The organism is Micromonospora sp. H61, from assembly GCF_018070325.1.
Lineage (GTDB): Bacteria > Actinomycetota > Actinomycetes > Mycobacteriales > Micromonosporaceae > Micromonospora > Micromonospora salmantinae.
Genome location: NZ_JAGPXY010000013.1, coordinates 95641 through 114914 on the forward strand (window position 1 = coordinate 95641; position 19274 = coordinate 114914).

At 72.7% G+C, this 19274-nt stretch carries 14 protein-coding genes; 9 read left to right on the forward strand and 5 right to left on the reverse strand.

Going from position 1 to position 19274, the window contains the following annotated elements:
* Positions 1-13 precede the first annotated feature (13 nt).
* Positions 14-676, forward strand: a complete 663-nt coding sequence (locus tag KBX08_RS09670; RefSeq protein WP_210782543.1) for an HAD family hydrolase — start codon at positions 14-16, stop codon at positions 674-676.
* Here KBX08_RS09670 and KBX08_RS09675 read toward each other — a convergent pair.
* The gene (locus KBX08_RS09675) at positions 657-1310 is read right to left on the reverse strand and encodes a response regulator transcription factor (RefSeq protein ID WP_030329744.1); all 654 of its coding nucleotides are present in this window, start codon (positions 1308-1310) and stop codon (positions 657-659) included. The two genes, KBX08_RS09670 and KBX08_RS09675, sit on opposite strands and share 20 nt — an antisense overlap.
* Positions 1311-1427: 117 nt before the next feature.
* Positions 1428-2732 carry a sensor histidine kinase gene (locus KBX08_RS09680; protein WP_210782545.1) on the reverse strand — a complete coding sequence of 435 codons (1305 nt, stop codon included), beginning with the start codon at positions 2730-2732 and terminating at the stop codon, positions 1428-1430.
* A 371-nt stretch (positions 2733-3103) separates the two neighbouring features.
* Between KBX08_RS09680 and KBX08_RS09685 the strand changes: the two genes are divergently transcribed.
* The 6 genes from KBX08_RS09685 (at position 3104) to KBX08_RS09710 (ending at position 9882) form a co-directional block, all read left to right on the forward strand.
* Positions 3104-3874: a redox-sensing transcriptional repressor Rex gene (locus KBX08_RS09685; protein ID WP_210782547.1), complete on the forward strand. Its 771-nt coding sequence runs from the start codon at positions 3104-3106 to the stop codon at positions 3872-3874.
* Entirely contained in the window at positions 3871-5268 is a 1398-nt protein-coding gene (locus KBX08_RS09690; protein ID WP_210782549.1) for a glutamyl-tRNA reductase, read from the forward strand. The genes KBX08_RS09685 and KBX08_RS09690 overlap by 4 nt, the downstream gene beginning before the upstream one ends.
* Positions 5265-6233 carry a hydroxymethylbilane synthase gene (hemC, locus tag KBX08_RS09695; RefSeq protein WP_210782552.1) on the forward strand — a complete coding sequence of 323 codons (969 nt, stop codon included), beginning with the start codon at positions 5265-5267 and terminating at the stop codon, positions 6231-6233. The genes KBX08_RS09690 and hemC overlap by 4 nt, the downstream gene beginning before the upstream one ends.
* A complete protein-coding gene (locus KBX08_RS09700) occupies positions 6230-7810 on the forward strand; it encodes a uroporphyrinogen-III synthase (RefSeq protein WP_112584249.1) in 1581 nt (526 codons plus the stop codon). Before hemC ends, KBX08_RS09700 begins: the two co-directional genes overlap by 4 nt.
* A 20-nt stretch (positions 7811-7830) precedes the next feature.
* Positions 7831-8814 (forward strand): porphobilinogen synthase, encoded by a 984-nt coding sequence (gene hemB / locus KBX08_RS09705; RefSeq protein WP_210782554.1) that lies wholly within the window; start codon positions 7831-7833, stop codon positions 8812-8814.
* 492 nt (positions 8815-9306) lie between these two features.
* A complete protein-coding gene (locus KBX08_RS09710; RefSeq protein ID WP_210782556.1) occupies positions 9307-9882 on the forward strand; it encodes a helix-turn-helix transcriptional regulator in 576 nt (191 codons plus the stop codon).
* Positions 9883-9948: 66 nt separating this feature from the next.
* On the opposite strand, the gene KBX08_RS09715 is transcribed toward KBX08_RS09710, so the two are convergent.
* The 3 genes from KBX08_RS09715 to KBX08_RS09725 all read right to left on the reverse strand — a co-directional run bounded on the left by KBX08_RS09715 (position 9949) and on the right by KBX08_RS09725 (position 15994).
* Positions 9949-13251 (reverse strand): lamin tail domain-containing protein, encoded by a 3303-nt coding sequence (locus KBX08_RS09715; RefSeq protein ID WP_210782558.1) that lies wholly within the window; start codon positions 13249-13251, stop codon positions 9949-9951.
* Positions 13252-13342: 91 nt separating this feature from the next.
* Positions 13343-14359 carry a GNAT family N-acetyltransferase gene (locus KBX08_RS09720; RefSeq protein WP_210782577.1) on the reverse strand — a complete coding sequence of 339 codons (1017 nt, stop codon included), beginning with the start codon at positions 14357-14359 and terminating at the stop codon, positions 13343-13345.
* A gap of 72 nt (positions 14360-14431) precedes the next feature.
* A complete protein-coding gene (locus KBX08_RS09725; protein ID WP_210782559.1) occupies positions 14432-15994 on the reverse strand; it encodes a lytic transglycosylase domain-containing protein in 1563 nt (520 codons plus the stop codon).
* 37 nt (positions 15995-16031) lie between these two features.
* Here KBX08_RS09725 and KBX08_RS09730 point away from each other — a divergent pair, with 37 nt between their 5' ends.
* Both KBX08_RS09730 and KBX08_RS09735 read left to right on the forward strand, forming a co-directional pair.
* Complete coding sequence (locus KBX08_RS09730) at positions 16032-16250, forward strand: zinc ribbon domain-containing protein (RefSeq protein ID WP_210782561.1); 219 nt, start codon at positions 16032-16034, stop codon at positions 16248-16250.
* A gap of 152 nt (positions 16251-16402) precedes the next feature.
* Positions 16403-19274: adenylate/guanylate cyclase domain-containing protein (locus KBX08_RS09735; RefSeq protein WP_247669144.1), on the forward strand; the 2872-nt coding region annotated here is incomplete at its 3' end.

Consider the following 19274-nt stretch of genomic DNA (forward strand, 5'->3'; position numbering starts at 1 on the left):
CTATGGTGCTCTGATGACCTCTGCGCTCCCGCACCTCGTCTGGGACTGGAACGGCACCCTGCTCAACGACCTCAGCCTGGTGGTGTCCGCCACCAACGTCGTGTTCGCGAGCTTCGGTGGGCCGACGGTCACCCCCGAAGAGCACCGGGTGCGATTCCGCAGGCCGATCGCCGAGTACTACGCCGAGGTGCTCGGGCAGGCCGTGGACGACGACGAGTTCGGCCGACTGGACAAGATCTTCCACGACGCGTACCGCACCGGGTTGACCACCTGTGAGCTGGCTGCCGACGCGCGCGACGCGATGGCGGCCTGGCCGGGCAGCCAGAGCCTGCTCTCCATGTGGTTCCACGAGGAGCTGGTCCCGACAGTGCACACGTACGGGTTGACCGGTCACTTCACCCGCGTCGACGGGCTGCGGGCCACTGTCGGCGGCGGCCACAAGGCCGAGTCGCTCCAGCAGCATCTGGCCGAACTGGGCGTGGACGGTGCCTCGGTGGTGCTGATCGGCGACTCCATCGACGACGCGGACGCGGCGCTCGCGGTGGGTGGCCGTGCCGTGCTCTACACCGGCGGGTTCACCGACCCGGCCCGGCTGCGCGCCTCCGGTCACCCGGTGGCCGACACCCTCACCGACGCGGTTGCCCTGGCCCGGGAGGTCAGTTCCGCAGATAGGTGAGGACGGCCAGCACCCGCCGGTGCTGTTCGGTGTCCGGCGGGAGGGTGAGCTTGGTGAAGATGTTGCGCACGTGCTTCTCCACGGCGCCGTCGCTGACCACCAGGGCGCGCGCGATGGCGGTGTTCGAACGCCCCTCGGCCATCAGCGCGAGCACCTCGCGCTCGCGGGGGGTCAGCTCGCGCAGCGGGTCGTCCCGGCGCCGCCGGGCGAAGAGCTGACCGACCACCTCCGGGTCGAGCACCGTGCCGCCGCCCGCCACCCGCCGCAGCGCGTCCAGGAACTCGTCGATCGCGGCCACCCGGTCCTTGAGCAGGTAGCCGATCCCGCCGCCGGCGCCGCCGGTGGTGGCGAGCAGATCATCGGCGTACGACACCTCGACGTACTGGGAGAGCACCAGGATCGGCGTACGCGGTACCAGCCGGCGCGCCTCCACCGCAGCCCGCAGCCCCTCGTCGGTGTGCGACGGCGGCATCCGGACGTCGACGATCGACACGTCGGGCCGGTGCTCGACCACCGCCTCGACCAGGGCGTCACCGTCCCCGACGGCGGCCACCACCTGGTGCCCGCTCTCGGTCAGCAGCCGGACCAGCCCCTCCCGGAGCAGGACGGCGTCGTCGGCGATCACGATGCGCATGGCTGTGTTGTCTACCACGTCCGGCCCGTCGTGCGGGCTCGGCGCGGTGCCGGACCGGTCACAGCATCTCGTTTGTTCGCGACTGCGGGGCTCGCAAACCCGGCTCACTCCTCGCGCTCACAGGGGAAGCTCGGCGCGGACCTCGGTGGGGCCGCCGGTCGGGCTGACCACCACCAGTTCGCCACCGGCGGCCCGGACCCGGTCGGCGATGCCGGCGAGCCCGTGCCCCTTGGCCAGGTGCGCGCCGCCCTGCCCGTCGTCGCCGACCCGCACCTGCAGGCGGGTGTCCCGCCGGGCCACGGCCACGGTGGCCTCGGTGGCCCGGCTGTGCTTGGCGACGTTGGTCAACGCCTCGGACACCACGAAGTACGCGGTGTTCTCCACCGCCGGGTCGAGCCGTCCGGCCGGGGTGCCGAGCTGCGGGTCCACCTGGAGCTCGATCGGGATCAGCCCGCGGCCGGCGATAGCCGCGAGAGCGCTGGGCAGGCCCCTGTCGACCAGGATCGGCGGCGCGATGCCCCGGGACAGCGCCCGCAGCTCGGCCAGCGTGTCCCGGGTCTGGGTGACCGCCTCGTCGATGGTGCGGCCGGCGGCCTCCGGGTCCGAGGCGAGCTGCATCCGGGCCCGGCTGAGGTCCATCGCCAGCCGGACCAGGCGCTGCTGGGGGCCGTCGTGAATGTCACGTTCCAACCGGCGTAGCGCGGAGGCCTCGGCGGAGACGGCGGCCCGCTTCTGCTCCTCCAGCACTGTGATCCGGTCGCGCATCTCGGCAACCCCGGTCAGCATCGCCTTGGCGAAGCTGGCCTGGAGCAGCGCGCAGCCCCGCACCACGATCGGCAGGGTGATCAGGAAGAACACCCCGAGCGCGGTGTACAGGCCGATCCGGGCGGTGGTCGAGTCGCCCAGGCCGAGCAGCTGCGCCAGGTCCTGATCACCCTCGCCGTCGGCCCGGGGCAGGGCCCAGTCGTACGCCCAGTAGAGCGACCCGGCGATCGCCGCGGCCCACCAGGACAGCGTCACCACGAAGGTGCCCGCCGCCGCGATCAGCCGCAGGATGCCGTGCGCAAGGTCGAGCCAGGACTGGGCGTCCCGCATCGGTACGAAGATCCGCCGCCAGGCGTTCGCGCCGGCCTCGGGCAGCCGGTAGTGCGGCCGGATCCGGGGCTGGTGGAGCACAGCGGGCAGCCGCAGCCGCTCGACGTCGGCCAGGCCACGGGCGGTGTACAGGGTGCCGCTGAGGATCGGCAGGCCGATCACCGTGACCACCAGGCCGATGCCGACCGCGAGGCCGACGATGAGGACGACGAAGCTGGCCAGCCCCAGGGGCAGGCCGAGCAGGACGTACCCGGAGTCGACGAAGAGCTGGCGGGGGATGCTCGGTGCCAGCGTCGGTCGGTCGCTGGTGGCGGCAACGGCGGTCATGCTCAAAGGCTAGGCATCTGGGCTCGGTGTCCCCATCCCGAAACCCCGCCTCTCCTCCGTAGTGCTGCCCCTACCACCGCGAAGAGGGCCCGGGGCAGGGCCGGCGCGGGATTGGTCAGAGAAGTCGGGATTGAGCAATAATCGCCCGGGGCCGTGGGTGGACCTGGGCGTTCAATCGATCTTGTGGAATGGAGGGGCTGGTGAGGTCGCGCCACGCAGCGACAAGATCGCGATTTGTGCACGTCTTCACAAGCGCCTACGCTGTGACTCCGACGCGCCCTGCTAGCACAGCCGGCAACCTCGGTCGCCAGCGGGAGTCCACAAACGGCCGACCAGCGGAGTTGGCCGAGGATCGCACCGCACGGAGTCTCATGAGTCAGCACCGTCACCCAGGCGCGCCCGGCCGCGCCGGTGCCGTACCGACGCTCCCGGATCTGCCCGAGGCGACCGTCGCTCGGCTCCCGGAGTACCTGCGCGCGCTGCACAACCTCGCCGACGCCGGGCACGAGACGGTCTCCAGCGAGGGCCTCTCCGCCGCCGCCGGAGTCAACTCCGCCAAGCTCCGCAAGGACCTCTCCCACCTCGGCTCGTACGGCACCCGGGGCGTCGGCTACGACGTCGCGCTGCTGATCGAGCAGATCGAGTATGTGCTCGGGCTCACCCAACGCCGGGCGGTCGCCCTGGTCGGCGTGGGTAATCTCGGTCACGCTCTGGCCGGCTACGACGGCTTCGCCAGCCGGGGCTTCCGGATCGCCGCACTGCTCGACGCCGATCCCTCCCGGGTCGGTGAGGAGATCAACGGCCTGGTAGTCCGGCATGTCGACGATCTGCCGACGGTCGCCGCGGAGGAATCCCTCGCGATCGGCGTGATCGCCACCCCGGCCGCCGCCGCGCAGCAGGTCGCCGACCAACTGGTCGCCGTCGGCGTGACGAGCATCCTCAACTTCGCGCCGTGCGTACTCTCGGTTCCGGAGGGGGTCGACGTGCGCAAGGTCGACCTCGCCATCGAGCTGCAGATTCTGTCCTTCCACGAGCACCGCAAGGCGTCGCTGACCGCGCTGCCCGCCACCGGCGGGACCGCTCTCACCGCCCTGCCGGGCGGGTTCGCGGCCACCGACACCCAGGAGGCGATAGGCACGTGAAACTGCTCGTCGTCGGCGCGTCCTACCGGACCGCCCCGGTCGCCACGCTGGAGCAGCTGGCCGTGCCCCCCGCCGACCTGACCCGCACACTGGACCGCCTGGTCGCCCAGCCGTACGTGGCCGAGGCGGTGATCGTCTCCACCTGCAACCGGGTGGAGGTCTACGCCGCCGTGTCCGGTTTCCACGGCGGGCTCGGCGACATCTGCGCCGTGCTGGCTGAGCAGGCCGGCAGCTCGCCGACCGCGCTCGCCAGCCACCTGTACGTGCACTACGACACCGCGGCCGTGGACCACGTCTTCCGGGTCGCCACCGGTCTGGACTCGATGGTGGTGGGCGAGGCGCAGATCCTCGGCCAACTGCGTGACGCGTACCACTGGGCCACCGGCGCCGACTCGGCCGGCCGGCTGCTGCACGAGCTGATGCAGCAGGCGTTGCGGGTCGGCAAGCGGGCCCACGCCGAAACCGGCATCGACCGGGCCGGCCAGAGCGTCGTCACCGCCGCCCTGGAGCTGGCCGCCGGGCACCTCGACGGCGACCTCGTCGGCCACCCGGCCCTGGTGGTCGGCGCCGGTGCGATGGGTTCGCTCGGGGTCGCCACGCTGTCCCGGTTGGGCGCCGGGCCGCTCACCGTCAGCAACCGGGGCGCCGACCGGGCCGTCCGGCTCGCCGAGTCGTACGGGGCAAGTGCCGCGCCGATGACCGAGCTGGCCGACACCCTCTCCACAGTGGACATCGTAGTGGCCGCCACCGCGTCCACCGAACCGGTCCTCACCCGGTCGGTGGTCACCACGGCGCTGGCCGAACGCGACCCGTCCCGGGGCCCGCTGGTCCTGCTCGACCTGGCCGTTCCGCGCGACGTCGAGGAGGGCGTCGCCGAGCTGCCCGGTGTCGAGGTGATCGACATCGACCGGATGGCGGCGCTGCTCGCCGACGGTCCGGCGGCTGCCGACGCCGCAGCCGTCGAACGCATCGTCCTCAGCGAGGTCGAGGGTTTCCTCACCTGGCTGCGCGGCGCCGACGTGGCACCCACAGTGGCCGCGCTGCGCGGCCGGGCCGACGACGTGGTCACCGCCGAGCTGCGCCGACTCGCCCAGCGTCGCCCCGACCTCGGCGACGACCTGCGGGCCGAGGTGGCCCGCACTGTGCACCGGGTCGTGCAGCGGCTGCTGCACCAGCCCACCGTCAAGGTCCGCCAGTTGGCCGCGGAACCCGGCGGCGACCAGTACGCGGCACTGCTGCGCGAGCTGTTCGACCTCGAGGTGCCGCAGACCTCGCCGGTGGACACCGTCCCGGACGTGCTGACCCCCGACCTCGGCATGGCGCTCCCCGGCACCGACCCGGTGTCCGGAGCCGACGCCGCCGAGCCCACCCCACCCACCGGAGGTGCGCGATGACCGCCCCCCTGCGCCTCGGCACCCGGGGCAGCGCCCTGGCGATGGCCCAGTCCGGCCAGGTCGCCGAGGCGGTGACCGCCGCCACCGGCCGCCCCGTCGAGCTGGTCGAGGTGGTCACCGCGGGTGACCGCTCCAACGCGCCGGTGCACCGGCTGGGCGTCGGGGTGTTCGTCTCCGCCCTGCGCGACGCGCTGACCGCCGGCACGATCGACTTCGCGGTGCACTCGTACAAGGATCTGCCCACGGCCGCCGCCGGTGGGCTGCACATCGCGGCGGTGCCGGCCCGGCAGGACCCGCGCGACGCGTTGGTGGCCCGCGACGGCCGAACGCTCGCCGAGTTGCCGCCCGGGGCCACAGTGGGCACCGGCGCGCTGCGCCGGATCGCCCAGTTGCATGCCCTCGGCCTGCAACTGGAGGTCACCCCGATCCGCGGCAACGTCGACACCCGCCTGGGGCGCGTGCTCGGCCCCGAGGCCGACCTCGACGCCGTCGTCCTGGCCCGGGCCGGTCTGGCCCGACTCGGCCGGCTCGACGTGATCACCGAGTCGCTGGACCCGATGCTCATGCTGCCCGCTCCCGCTCAGGGTGCGTTGGCCGTGGAGTGCCGGGTCGACGACCAGGACCTGGTCGGGCTGCTCGCCGTGCTCGACCACGCACCGTCGCGTGCCGCAGTCACCGCGGAACGTGCGTTTCTGGCAACCCTGGAGGCCGGGTGCAGCGCACCCGTCGCCGCCTATGCCGAACTCGCCGAAGGCGAGACCGGCGATGAGATCTACCTGCGCGGGGCGGTGATCAGCCCGGACGGCACTCGTGACCTCCGGCTGTCCCGCACCGGAACGCCCGCCGACGCGGCGGAGATCGGTAAGGCACTCGCCGCCGAACTCCTCGAGCTCGGCGCCGACTCGATCCTCGGCCACGAAGGACACACCGGCCCGGGGACCCAGCAATTTGGGAGCACAGAATGACCCGCACCCGTAAGCCCGTCGGCCGTATCGCGTTCGTCGGGGCTGGCCCCGGTGACCCGGGCCTGCTGACCCGTCGGGCCCACGACGCCCTGGTCGACGCCGACCAGGTGATCTACGACCGGGGAGTCCCGGAGTCGTTGCTCACCGTCGTTCGCGCCGAGGCCAGGGACGATGCCGAGTTCACCCCGGCCGAGGGCGCGCCGGGGGACGTGGCGAAGGTGCTGATCTCCGCGGCCCGCTCCGGGCTCAACGCGGTGCACCTGGTCGCCGGCGACCCGTTCGGGCACGACTCGGTGGTCAAGGAGGTGCAGGCGGTGGCCCGCACCGCCGCCCACTTCGAGGTGGTGCCCGGCGTCGGCCAGGCCGAGGGTGTGGCCACCTACGCCGGGGTCCCGCTGCCGGGTGTGCGTACGGCAGCCGACGTCGAGGACGTCAGCGCACTGGACTTCGAGGCGCTGGCCACGGCCGTCGGCCGGGGTTCGCTAGCGCTCGCCGTGGACGCCGGTGACCTCGCCGCCGTCCGGGACGGGCTGCTCGCCGCCGGGGTCGACGGCACCACTGGCGTCGGGGTGACCGGCGACGGCACCGGCGAGACCCAGTACACGACCACGTCGACTGTGGACAGCTTCGTGGCCGCCGCGCTCGGTTTCACCGGCCGGGTGGTGCTCACCGTCGGTGTCGGCGTGGGGCAGCGCGACAAGCTGAGCTGGTGGGAGAACCGCCCGCTGTACGGCTGGAAGGTGCTCGTACCCCGTACCAAGGAGCAGGCTGGCGCGATGAGCGCCCGGCTGCGCGCGTACGGGGCGATCCCGTGCGAGGTGCCGACCATCGCGGTCGAGCCGCCGCGTACCCCGGCGCAGATGGAGCGGGCGGTCAAGGGCCTGGTCGACGGCCGGTACGCCTGGGTGATCTTCACCTCGGTGAACGCGGTCCGCGCGGTCTGGGAGAAGTTCGCCGAGCACGGTCTCGACGCCCGGCACTTCGGCGGCGTCAAGATCGCCTGCATCGGCGAGGCCACAGCGGACGCGGTCCGCGCGTTCGGCATCCAGCCGGAGCTGATCCCCGCCGGGGAGCAGTCCTCGGAGGGCCTGCTGGCCGAGTTCTCGCCGCACGACGAGATCCTCGACCCGGTGGGCCGGGTGCTGCTGCCGCGCGCCGACATCGCCACCGAGACCCTCGCCGCCGGGCTCACCGAGCGCGGCTGGGAGGTCGACGACGTGACCGCGTACCGGACGGTGCGGGCCGCTCCGCCGCCCGCCGAGATCCGCGACGCGATCAAGTCGGGCGGATTCGACGCGGTGCTCTTCACCTCGTCCTCCACCGTGCGCAACCTGGTCGGCATCGCCGGGAAGCCGCACGCCCGGACCGTTGTTGCCGTCATTGGGCCCAAGACGGCGGAGACCGCGACGGAGTTCGGCCTGCGCGTCGACGTCCAGCCGCCGCACGCCTCGGTGCCCGACCTGGTGGAGGCGCTCGCCGCCTACGCCGTCGAGCTGCGGGAGAAGCTGGCCGCCATGCCGGCCAAGCAGCGCCGTGGCTCGAAGGTGCAGGGCCCGACCGCTCTGCGCTTCCGGTAGTCGTTCGAGGAGGGCCTGCCATGTCGTACCCCGAGATCCGGCCCCGCCGGCTGCGCCGCAACCCGGCGGTCCGCCGGCTGGTGTCAGAGACCCGGGTCGACCCGGCCGAACTGGTCGTGCCGATGTTCGTCAAGGAGGGGCTGACCGAGCCCCGCGCCATCGGGTCGCTCCCGGGGGTGCTCCAGCACTCCCGGGACTCGCTGCGCAAGGCGGCGGCCGAGGCGGTCCAGGCCGGTGTCGGTGGGATCATGCTGTTCGGCGTGCCGGAGAAGCGGGACCCCACCGGCTCCGGTGGCATCGACCCGAACGGCATCCTCAACGTCGCCATCCGTGACGTGGTGGCCGAGGTGGGCGACGCCACCGTGGTGATGAGCGACCTGTGCCTCGACGAGTTCACCTCGCACGGGCACTGTGGGCTGCTCACCCCCGACGGTGAGGTCGACAACGACTCGACCCTGGCCGCGTACGCCGAGATGGCGGTGGCCCAGGCCGCCGCCGGGGTCGGCATGGTCGGGCCGTCCGGGATGATGGACGGCCAGGTCGGCGTGGTACGCCGGGCCCTCGACGCCGCCGGCTACCAGGACGTCTCCGTGCTGGCGTACGCGGTGAAGTACGCCTCCGCCTTCTACGGCCCGTTCCGGGAGGCGGTGGAGTCGGCGCTGGAGGGCGACCGGCGCACCTACCAGCAGGACCCGGCCAATCTGCGTGAGTCGCTGCGCGAGGTCGCGTTGGACGTGGCCGAGGGCGCGGACCTGGTGATGGTCAAGCCGGCGCTGCCCTACCTCGACGTGGTGTCGGCGGTGCGGGCCGCGGTGGACGTCCCGGTCGCCGCCTACCAGGTCTCCGGGGAGTACGCGATGGTCGAGGCGGCTGCCGCGAACGGCTGGATCGACCGCGAGCGGGTGATGCTGGAGACGCTCACCTCGATCAAGCGGGCCGGCGCGCAGGTCATCCTCACCTACTGGGCCGTCGAGGCCGCCGGCCTGCTCCGCCAGCGTTACTGAGCGGCCCCGCCTGCGACCGTCGGCTGACCGCGGACCCTCGTGACGTGTGCGCGGCGAAGCGGGCACCGCACGTGGCCGTGACGGCTGGGCTCCCTGCCGCGTCTGGCGGACTCCTGGCCTAGACGCCGCTTCGGCTGGTTGATTCCTGGCTCGACGCCGTCTTGGCTGGTTGATCCCTGGCTCGACGCCGTCTTGGCTCGCGGATCCCTGGCCCGACGTCTCCATCCCAGCCTTTGCTCTGCACCCGCCGATGCGACGGCTACGGACCGCAACCGGTGCATATCGGGGTGCAGAGCAAAGGGGAAGGGTTAGGGGTTGCGTCCCTGGTCGTCCGCGGTGGAGACGTGCTGCTCAATGCCCACGGATTTGCCGGCTATGCGAGAGCCACCTATCCCGCGGTGACGGACGCACGGTTGTCCACAGGTCCTTCCGTTGTCCACAGGCCCGCCGAACGGGACTGCGAGGAACGGAGCGAGCCGGGACGGTGGCGGCATGGACGACTCACCGACACCCCCAGGTGCAGGAGCACCCAGCGCCGACAACTGGATCCCCGACGGTCCGAGCCCCAGCATCGCGCAGCGGAAAGTCATACTCAGCGAGCCCTCCGACACCCCATGGCCGGTCGTCGGCATCGTCCGCGCGGTCCGTCGTCACGCCGACCTGAGCCAACGTGAGCTGGCCAGGTGGGCGGGAGTGCACCACGCGACCATCGGCCGCATCGAGGCCGGTCGGACTGTGCCGAGCATTGAGCTGCTCCGCCGGATAGTCGGGGTCGTCGGATGTCGGCTGGCCGTCGTCGACGAGTTCGGCCGGGTGCTCAGGCCGATGCGGGACTGGGAAGACACGCGCGACGGCGCGGGGCGCCGCTACCCGTCGCACCTGGACACCATCCTCGACCCTGAGCCGGGGGAGTGGTGGGCGGACATCTACGGGCTGGCCCGCCCGCCCGAGACGTTCTACCGCAATCGGGAGGTCCGGGACGCGATGCGTCGGCGCAGCCAATGGGAGGTGCGGGTAGCCAGGCACCGCGGCGATCCGCCACCGCCACAGCTCTGGCGGTACCAGTGAGGCAGGAGAGACGACGGCCCGCCGCCCCGGGTGGGTCCGGCGGGCCGTCGTCGACCACATTCACGATCAGTCGTCGTTGGTGATCGTTCCGGTCGCGAGTGGATCGGCCAGCCGCAGGCCGGGCACGCCGGCCACCAGCAGCGTCAACTTCTCGTCCGCCTCCCGCTTGCGGTCACCGCGCACCGACACCGGGAACGCCACCGACGTCTGCCCGGCGGGCAAGACCTTGCAGCCGGCGTACGGGTCGAAGTCCGAACCCGTCTGCGCCGTGAGACCGACGGTGGCGGCGCAGAGCAGCACTGACTGAGAGAGCGGCCGAGACACGGTGGCGGTGAAGGTGAGCTGCCGAGTGCCCTGGTTGCCCTCGGCCACGGCCGAGTCGGCCACTGTCAACGACGCCCGGGATCGGAACCGGGCCACCTGCGGGTCGTGGTCACTGGAACCCCGCGACCCGTCACCGGCGAACTCCGCCGGCCAGTCGGCGTTGATGTGCGCCGCCCGCACCTGCACCAAATCGCCGTGGAACGCGTCGTTGACGAACAGGTGGTCGAGGGTCTGCGCCTGCCCCTCGAAACTGTACGAGTAGGCCGAGGCCGGCACGTCAGCGACGAGGTTGTCCCACAGGTTGTGCAGGCCCGCCTCGTAGAGCGGGGCGAGCTGGTCCGACGGCGTGGGCTGGTCACCGGTGGCGCTGAGCTCTTGGTGCCCAAAGGGCAACGGATCGTCCGGGCGGGGGAAGACGTTCAGGTCCCCGCCGTAGACCACCCGGGCGGTCCGGTCGGCCGCCTCGATCGCGGTGACGATAGCCGCGCCGTAACGGGCCTGCTCCCGCCGCTGCCCGACCCGGCTGTCCGGGCCGGAGGAGTAGTGGTTGCTGAGGGCGTACAGGGTGAACCGCTCGGTCGAGCCGGGCGCCGCGGCCACGCTGAACTTGCCCAACTGCGGGGCACGGGTGAAGACGTTGCTCCCGTCCCGACCGGTCGAGGTGTCCACATCCGCCGGCAACACCGCGTTGAGGGCCTTCGGGTTCTGCACGTCGGCGTTGGCCGGCAGCCCCGCAGCCCGGTACTGAACGGTCGGTGCCGACCCCAACAGCGGGTCCGCCGCCGTCGCGGCCGCCAGCGACACCCGGTCCGTGCGATACAGGAAAGCTGCGGTGATACCGCGGGCGTCCGCGCCGGTCCGGTCATAGGCGGCGGCGTACGCGGGCCCACCGGCCGCCGCGACAGTGAGCGCCAACTCCTGGATGCTGTCCGGAGCGCCATCGGCGTTGTTGGTGTCGCCGCAGCTCAGCGTCGCCCCGGAGACCGCGCAGATGTCCTGGTCCTCGGCCTCCTGCACCAGGATCAGGTCCGGTGCGTGCAGGTCGGTGACGATCTGGTCGGCGAGCGCGGCAAGCTGCTCGCGGTATTCCGTCTCGCTGTGCGGGACGTAGTCGAACGGCGGGGTGACGCCCACGCAGCCGGCGTTCCCGGCGAAGTCGCAGCCGTCGAACGGGTCGTCGCGGTAGTCGTACAGGTTCTCCACGTTGTAGGTGGCCACTGCCACCTCCTGCGACCGGTCGGCCGGCTTGGGCGGGTTGTTCTTCGACGGGTCGGCCCCGGCGGCGAACTCCGCCCGCTCGACCTGGACGCCGTACTTCTCGAACGAGTAGTAGACCCCGCCCACCGCGTCCGCCCGCAGCGTGTCGAAGGTGTGCGTCGGCGGGAGCAGCGCGGCGCTGTCCCCGGCGGTGGCCTTCACTCCCATGCTGCCGAGCAGCGTCCGCTGGCCGTTTCCGTCGTCGAAGCGGCGGGTCGGGTCGTTGTCCAGCGGGTGCGAATCACGGAAGACCCGCCGGGAGTACGGGTCGGCGCGGTCCAGCAGCGGGTCGTCGCGGTCGACCACCCACAGCTCCGCGTCGGCAGTGGAGGAGAAGACGTCCCGGCCGCTCACCGCGCCGCTGCCCGCGCGTACCCGCATCCGGGAGCCCTCGTGCCGCTCCCAGAAGCGCTGCGCGTCGTCCAGAACGGCCGGCGGCACCGCGTCGGCCACCGCGACCGCGGAGTCCACTACCAGCCCACCGCCGATCCGGCGGACCAGCGACGCGCCGGAGAGCTGGGTGAAGTTGTAGTACTCCGACACCCGGGCCCGCAGCACTACCTCATCGCCGACCGTCGGCACGTAACCGCCGATCAGCGAGGTGAACGTACCCATGAACACGAAGATGCCGTCGGAGCTGGTCGGGTCGCCGTCGGTGTCACCGACGCGGCTCTGCAGGAAGAAGCCGTGCTGCTCCGCCCCGGCCGAGGTGCGGGCCAGGGTCAACTGGGTGATCACGCCGCGTACGTCGTACAGGGTGCTGCTCGTGCCGTTGCCGCTCGCCGGTGCGAGCGGTGACCGGTCGCTCGGACCGGACTCGCTGTCGGTGGTCGGACCCTGCACCTCGCCGACGGTCAGCTCCCGGGTCACCTGCACGGCCAGCGCGCAGCTCGCGGTGCCACCGTCCGCGTCGGTAGAGGTGAGGGTGACGGTGTACGCCCCGGCGGCGAGGTCGGCGCTCACGCCGACCGTGGCGCGGGCGGTGCCGCCCACCCCTTCGGCGGGAGTGAACGCGGTACGGCTGATCGAGCCGGCGGTCGGGCTCGGGCTGATCGCGGTCACCGCCAGGTCGACGATCGTGTCGTCGGGGTCGGTGGCGCTCACCTCGCGGCTCGCGGCCGTGCCGGCGGCGGTGACCAGCGGCCCGCCACACGTCAGCGCGGCCGGTGCGTCGACCGGGCCACCGCCGTCCACCGTGTGCGCGCCCAGCCCGTCGAACGTGTCGATGGGGAAGCCGGCCCACTGCGCGGCGGGGTCGAACGCGTCCGACGGGTCGGTGTCACCGGCCGTCACGCTCGGCAGCCGGCGCACTGTGTTGTCCGCGGTGCTGGTGACGCCGGCGCCCCACTCGGTGCCCGGGTCGACGCCCACCTGGCCGATCGAGTCGAGCACCGTGCTGCCCCGGCGCAGCACTATCGCGTCGTCACCGTTGAAGAGGCTCGCCCCGGTGGTCTGGTCGGCCTGGGCGAGGATGGCGGCCCCGGCCGAGGCGCTGGCGAACACGAACGCGTCACCGGCCGCCACGCTGCCGGTCAGGGCGATGGTGGTGGCCGTGGTGGAGCCGTTGAAGTGGAGCTGCAACTGGTAGCCACCGGCCGCCAGGTCGACGGCGGTGCCCGTGCCGTTGAACAGCTCGATCGCCTTGTTGTTCGACGAACCCTCGACGTACTCCGAGATGAACAGGTCGGTGGGCGCGGCGCTGGCCGCGGTGGGTACGACGCCGAGCGCCGTGACGGTCACGGCGGCGGTGGCGGTCGCGAGCGCGGCGATTGAGCGGCGCGGGCGCATAGGGCCTCCACGATGGGTGGATGGGGTCAACGCACGTTAAGGTGCGCGGCTGTCCACCGTCCATCCCCTAATGGACAGTTTCGTGAATTCCTCAGCGTGGCGGATCGAGGCGGTGCACCAGCTCAGCGACGTCGACGCTGTATTCGCACCAGTCCCGGTCGGGGCGGTAGCCCAGCTCCGCGTTGACCTTCAACATCGCCTCGTTGGCCTGCGCGTTCCAGGTCTGCACCTCGATCAACTCCGGCTCGGCGGAGCGCAACTCCAGCAGCATCCGGGCCTTGATCGCCCGATCGATGCCGTAGCCCCGGTGATCCTGCGCGACGATCGTGTCGTACTGGTCGGCGCGGGTCGGGTGCTGCGCCGGCACCACCACCTCGGTCAGGCCGGCCACCTCGCCGCTCTGCTCGTGACGGGCGAGCACGATGTACGGCTTCATGCCTCGCCGGTGCAGCGTGTCGAGGCTGTCCCGCAGCCGCTCCGGGTCGTAGGAGCTGGGGCGCAGCTCACCGTCGTCGACGTCGCGCACCTCGGCCTTGGCCCGCGCGTACGCCTCGATCAGGTCGTCCGGCGGCCCGCCCGGGAAGAACTCCAGCTGGTAGCCCGTCCCGATGCCGGTGGCCATCTCGGCCAACTCGGCCCAGTCCACCGAGGTCAGATCGAGCACGCTGCGTGTCTCCACGTACTCCCGGTTGAAGCCGAGCGACTCGTAGAACCCGACCGCCGGCGTGTCGCCGACAACCTCGACCCCGATCGACCGGAAGCCCTCCTGGTAGACCCGGCGCGCGGCGCGCAGCACCAGGTCACGACCGAGGCCGGTGCGCCGCGCGGACGGGTGCACCAGCACCTCGAGCACACCGATGTCACCCAGAAGGAGTACGTGCACCTGGCCGAGCACCGCGCCCGTGTCGCCCGGAGCGGTCGGCTCGGCCTGGGCGATCCAGGAGATCCGCCGCTCGCCGGGCATCACCTCGGCGAGGTATTCCCGCAACGAAGCCACCCGCCAGGGCGGATCCTGCGGCAGATCGGCCGCCAGGACCGCGTTCAGCGTGGCCAACAGCGACGCGATCTCGGCGGACGACGCGGTCCTGGGGTCCCACTCGCGCACCATCACCCGTCTAGCTTGCCGCTAACAGAGGCCCGGGGGAAGTGTCCAGTTCTCCAACGTATCGAGACGATCACTTCACGACCGACTGGCCCGTCCGTACCGGTTCGCGGTGTCGTAGACGTCCTGGGCGTACCGCCGTACGTCGTTGTAGGAGAGGATCGCGTTCCACCAGTCGCCCGCAATGCTCAGGTTTCGGCCGCCCTTGCAGAGGTAGTTTCCCGCTGCCAGGGCGGCGTCGTCCAGGTCGTGCGGGTCCTTGCGGCCGTCGTTGTCCGCGTCCGCGCCGATCTCCTGCCAGGTGGTCGGGATGAACTGCATCGGCCCGATGGCGCGGTCGAGGGTCGCGTCCCCGTCGAGCGCCCCACGGTCGGTGTCGATGATCCGCATCCGACCCTCCTTCCCGTCCAGCGCCAGCCCGATGATGTTGGGCACCGCCTTGCCGTCCTGCCCCAACCGCGCGCCGTTGGCCGAGCCGTGTCCCGATTCGACCTGCCCGATCGCGGCCAGCGTGGTCCAGCTCAGCGCACAGCTGCGGTTGGTCTGGGCGAGCACCAGCTCGGCGTAGCCGTACGCCTGCATGGCGACCGCCGGCACGCCGACCTTGGCACCGACCTGCTGCGCCCAGCCGGCCAGGGCGTCCGACGGTCGGCCACCGATCACCGACCCGGTCGGCAGCCCGTTGCCGGGCAACCCGCCGGTGGGCAGCGGAAGGGTCGGCAGCGGCCCGGTGGGCAGCGGGCTGGTCGGCATCCCAGGCGCGGCGACCCCGCTCGGCGCGGCCGAGGCGTCGACAGCTACCGGGCGCGGTGAGCGGATCGCGGCCGGTACGAGCAGCGCTCCCGCCGCGGCGGTCGCGGCCACCAGCGCCAGCAGGAAGACGCCGGGCAGGGTCAGCCGACCACTCGGCCGGCGTGCCCAGGCACGGGTCGCCTGGGCCGCGGCGGCTGCTGCCCGGCGGGGCGGCAGACGTACCGCGTGGGCGAACTGCACCCGCCGCCGACGGGCCGGGTCGGGCGCCGGCACGACCGGGATCTCATCCACAGTGGTCTTGGCCGGATCCGCGGCACCGGTCTTCGCGTCGTCAGCGGGCTTGTCGGCGCTCGACGCGCCGGCCGTCTTCGACGCGGCCGGGCCACTGGCGCTGCCGTCCGCCTTCGGGTCCTCGGCTCTCGCGTCGTCGGCTTTCGCGTCGTCGACCTTGGGGGCATCGGCCTTGACGATGTCGGTCTTCTGATCCTCGGGTTTAGCAGCCTCGGCCTTGAGGTCCTCGGTCTTACCGGTCCCGGCCTTCGCGGCCTCGGCCTGGGAGGCGGCTGCTGGACTTGCGGTCGGGACGGGTGCGGCCGGGATGTTCGTGCCGGTGGCGCTCGCGTCCGGTTCGGACCCGGCGGAGTCGGGCGCGGTGGGCTTCGCCGCTGGCGGAGCCGGCGCGGTGGCCGCTGGCGTGGTGGCCGGTGGCGTGGCCGGCGGGCCAGCGGAACGCCCGCTCAGCCAGGGGCGGCGGGGCCGGGGCACCTTGCGCACCGGGTCGGGCGCGGCCCCGGAGCCTTCGAGCGGCCCGTCCAGCGGCGCGGCCGGTCGTAACGGTTGCACACGCTTGTCGTCCTCGCCGTCCACCACCTGTCGAGTATCACCCATCCTCCGCGAACCGCCAGATCCACGTACCCTGGGTGGCATGCCCCGGTACGAGTTCCGCTGCCGCGCCTGCGGCGACACCTTCGAGGTCAACCGTTCGATGGCGGCGGCCGGTGAGCCGGCCAGCTGCCCTCAGGGACACGCCGACACGGTCAAGCTTCTTTCCGCGGTCGCGGTCACTGGTCGCAGTGGCGGTGCCGGTGGTGCCCCGGCACCCGCCGCTGGTGGTGGCTGCTGCGGCGGCGCCTGCGGCTGCTGATCGGGCCAATTCGCCGCCGCCTGGTGGGCCGGCCTTGCCGGGAGCGGGTCCGAGTGGCACGTTGAGGCGGCACTTGCCCGGCCGTTCTCACGATGTGTGATCGTTCGGATTCAGGCAGCATGAACCCGACGTCACGGGCGGAGGTTCCTCGCATGTCGCCACGGATCCAGCTCCCGAGCGGTTGGGTGACCTTCGTATTCACCGATATTGAGGGCTCGACCCGGCTGGCTCAACTGCTCGGCCCCGACTACCGCCCGGTGCTCGCCGAGCATCGACGGCTGCTACGCCGCACGCTGGCCAGCACGGGTGGCGCGGAGCTGTTGACCGAGGGCGACTCGTTCTTCCTGGCCTTCGAGGAAGCGACAGCGGCGATGACCGCGTGCCTGACCGCCCAACGGGCACTGTCCAGCCACGACTGGCCCACCCAAGAAGCCGCGCCCCGGGTGCGGATGGGCCTGCACACCGGCTATGCCGAGCCACGCGACGGCGAGTACGCCAGCCCCGAGGTGCACCGGGCCGCCCGGGTGGCGGCCGCCGCCCACGGCGGGCAGGTGCTCTGCACGGCGTCCACCGCACGTCGGGCGGAGCCGATGCCGCCTGGTGCGACCCTGCTCGACCTGGGCCTGCATCGACTGCGCGGCTTCGACGACCGGGAACGACTGTTCCAACTGGTCGCCCCGGGTCTGGAGCGGCAGTTCCCCCGACCCCGCACCGCCGACGCGGTGGCGCACAACCTGCCCACCCAGGTGACCTCGTTCGTCGGCCGGCAGGCTGAGCGCATCGAGCTGGGCCTGCTGGTGCGTCAGCACCGCCTGGTCACCGTGCTGGGTGCCGGCGGCGCGGGCAAGACCCGGCTCGCGGTGGAGTTGGCCAGCGGAGTTGTCGAGGCGTACCCGGACGGGGTCTGGTTCGTCGACATCGCCTCGGTGACCGACCCGGGGCTGGTGGCGTTCGCCATCGCCGCCGTGCTCGGCCTGCGTCCCGAGCCCGGTCGGCCGATGCTGGACACCCTCGTCGAGTACGCGGCCGGCCGCCGGATGCTTGTCGTCCTGGACACCTGCGACACCCAGCCGGCCGCCTGCGCCGAGGTGATCGCGCGTCTGCTGTCCGGCGGGAGCGGCGTGCGGGTGCTGGCCACCAGTCGCGAGTCGTTCAGCCTGCCCGGCGAGGTGGTGTGGCGGATTCCGCCGCTCTCGGTCGACCCGCGCGCGGACGGCGCGGAGAGCGACGCGGTGGCGCTGCTGCTGGACCGTACGGCGGCAGCGCGTGGTGGTCGGCAGCCGGACCCGGCCGAGTCCGCCGACCTGCGTCGGGTCGTGCAACGGTTGGACGGCCTGCCGCTCGCCATCGAGTTGGCCGCCGCCCGGCTGCGGGTGCTCTCCGTCGGTCAGCTCGCCGAGCGGCTCGACGACGTTCTCGGCACCCTGGACGCCGGCCGGGAGGACCCGGATCCGCCGCCGGTGGAGCGGGGCTGGTCCGGCAACCAGCAGGACACCGTGGACCTGGTCGCCGCGGCGGCCGGGGCTGCACCGCCCACCCCGGCGAGCCGGGCGGTGCAGCGCTCGGCCACCGAGCGGCATCTGACCATGCAGGCCACCGTCACCTGGTCCTACCGGACACTGGGGCCCCGGGCCGCCCGCCTGCTGCGGTGGCTGGCGGTCTTCGCCGGCCCGGTGGATCTGGCGACTGTGGAGTGGCTGCTGGGTGACGATCCGCTGGACCCGCTCTCGGTCCTGGTGGACAAGTCGATGGTGTTGGCCGAGCCGCGCGCCGCCGGCAGCACTTACCGCATGCTCGACCCCATCCGGGCGTACGCGGCGCGGCGGTTGGGCGAGGCGGGCGAGGAGCAGGCCGCTCGGGACCGGCACGTGGCCTGGTCGGCGCACGCGTTGGACCGGGCCCACCTGGGCCAGGACGGCCGGCCGGTGACGCTGTCGTTGTATGCCCTCGATCCACTGGCCGGGGAGCTGCGCGCCGCGCTGCGGTGGTGCGCCACCGGCGGCAGCGCCCGTGCCGGCCTCGGTCTGGCGGGTGGGCTGGACCAGTGGTGGCTGGAGCGGGGCCTGGCCCGCGAGGGGCGGCTGTGGCTGTTCCGGCTGTACGGGCGGATCGCGGAGACGGGGGAGCGGATTCCGGAGGCGGAGCTGGCGGCGGCGTACCACATGCATTCGCTGCATGCCAGCGCCGACGGCGAGTTCGCCGAGGAGCTGCGCTACTCCCAGCGGGCGGAGGCAGCGGCCCGGCAGGCCGGCGACGCCGGGTTGCTGGCCCGGGTGCTCGCCGGCAGGGCCGCGCCGCTTGTCGACATGGGGCAGTTCGTCGAGGCCGAGCGGGTGTGCCGGGAGGTCATCGACTGGGCGCACGGGCAGGACGTGGTCGGCGAGGCGCTGTTCGCTGTCTTCAGCCTGGCCGAGCTGCTCTGGCGGCGGGGCGCCCTGGAGGAGGCTGCGGAGCTGTTGGGCGCGGTGCGTCCGGTGGAGGCGGCCCGGCCCGTGGAGCGGGGCCGGCGTTCGGTGGACATGCTGCTCGGCATGGTCGCGCTGGCCCGCGGCGACGTGATCGCCGCACACGAGCACCTGCTGGTGGCGCTGCGCTCCCGGATGGGCCACGGCTACCACGGGCGGGCGTGCGACACCTTGAACGCGGTCGCGGTGCGGTGCGCGATCGGCGGGGAGCGGTTGACCGCGGCCCGTCTGTTCGGGGCCGCGCAGGCCACCCGGGCGAGCATGCGTGCCACTCCCGGCATCTTCGGCGGTTACTGGGCCGAGCAGCAGGGGGAGTTGCGCGCGGTGCTTGGCGACGCGGCCTTCGACGACGCGTACGGCGAGGGTGCGGAGCTGGGGCTGGACGAGGCCGCGGCGCTGGCACTCGACGTGGAACACCCGGACCTGGCGGCGGACTCGACCCGCTTCAGCACCGGCCTGTCCCAACCGACCCCCCGCCCTCCCCCCGACCCCCACCGCCACCCACCCACAACAAACCAACCCCCCCACCAGCCCCACCACCTCCCCGCCCACCGTGCCC

Excerpts from the sequence above, each read along its gene's own strand:
- hemC (WP_210782552.1), top strand. The coding sequence starts at position 5,265 with ATGACCGCCCCCCTGCGCCTCGGCACCCGGGGCAGCGCCCTGGCGATG.
- KBX08_RS09715 (WP_210782558.1), bottom strand. The coding sequence starts at position 13,251 with ATGCGCCCGCGCCGCTCAATCGCCGCGCTCGCGACCGCCACCGCCGCC.
- KBX08_RS09700 (WP_112584249.1), top strand. The coding sequence starts at position 6,230 with ATGACCCGCACCCGTAAGCCCGTCGGCCGTATCGCGTTCGTCGGGGCT.
- KBX08_RS09685 (WP_210782547.1), top strand. The coding sequence starts at position 3,104 with ATGAGTCAGCACCGTCACCCAGGCGCGCCCGGCCGCGCCGGTGCCGTA.
- KBX08_RS09670 (WP_210782543.1), top strand. The coding sequence starts at position 14 with ATGACCTCTGCGCTCCCGCACCTCGTCTGGGACTGGAACGGCACCCTG.
- KBX08_RS09730 (WP_210782561.1), top strand. The coding sequence starts at position 16,032 with ATGCCCCGGTACGAGTTCCGCTGCCGCGCCTGCGGCGACACCTTCGAG.
- KBX08_RS09710 (WP_210782556.1), top strand. The coding sequence starts at position 9,307 with ATGGACGACTCACCGACACCCCCAGGTGCAGGAGCACCCAGCGCCGAC.
- hemB (WP_210782554.1), top strand. The coding sequence starts at position 7,831 with ATGTCGTACCCCGAGATCCGGCCCCGCCGGCTGCGCCGCAACCCGGCG.
- KBX08_RS09720 (WP_210782577.1), bottom strand. The coding sequence starts at position 14,359 with ATGGTGCGCGAGTGGGACCCCAGGACCGCGTCGTCCGCCGAGATCGCG.
- KBX08_RS09680 (WP_210782545.1), bottom strand. The coding sequence starts at position 2,732 with ATGACCGCCGTTGCCGCCACCAGCGACCGACCGACGCTGGCACCGAGC.
- KBX08_RS09675 (WP_030329744.1), bottom strand. The coding sequence starts at position 1,310 with ATGCGCATCGTGATCGCCGACGACGCCGTCCTGCTCCGGGAGGGGCTG.
- KBX08_RS09725 (WP_210782559.1), bottom strand. The coding sequence starts at position 15,994 with ATGGGTGATACTCGACAGGTGGTGGACGGCGAGGACGACAAGCGTGTG.